The 309-nt window shown below is 57.6% G+C and carries 1 protein-coding gene; it reads left to right on the top strand.

What is annotated here, in order from left to right; all coding sequences use genetic code 11:
• Positions 1 to 12: 12 nt before the first annotated feature.
• The coding region (locus RVY79_RS22040) for a glycosyltransferase family 2 protein (protein WP_411161749.1) at positions 13 to 309 on the top strand (297 nt) is incomplete at its 3' end.

Raw genomic sequence — 309 nt, 5'->3', positions numbered from 1 at the left:
AACAACCACCACATCCCGATCCGCTGCTATCGGTTCGAGCGCAATCGCGGGCCGCAGGCAGCCCGAAATCTGGGCATCAGAAGAGCGCGGTTCAGCCACATCGCGTTCCTTGACTCCGACGACAGCTTCACGCAGGACAAGATCGATCTGGTACTTCAGCAGCTCGACAGCACTCCAGTTGATCTGCTGTTTCATGATGTTCAGGGGATGCCCAAGTATGGTAAGTTAGCGCGCCTTTGGGCGCACTCGCTGAGCCGCTGGATCCCATTCAGCTGGTGGATTGCGCTCCTGAATCCGGTGATCACACAG

This window comes from Chromohalobacter sp. HP20-39 (assembly GCF_033052815.1).
Lineage (GTDB): Bacteria > Pseudomonadota > Gammaproteobacteria > Pseudomonadales > Halomonadaceae > Chromohalobacter.
The sequence above is the reverse complement of the archived record's forward strand: the minus strand, read 5'-3'. Positions and strand labels throughout refer to the sequence as shown.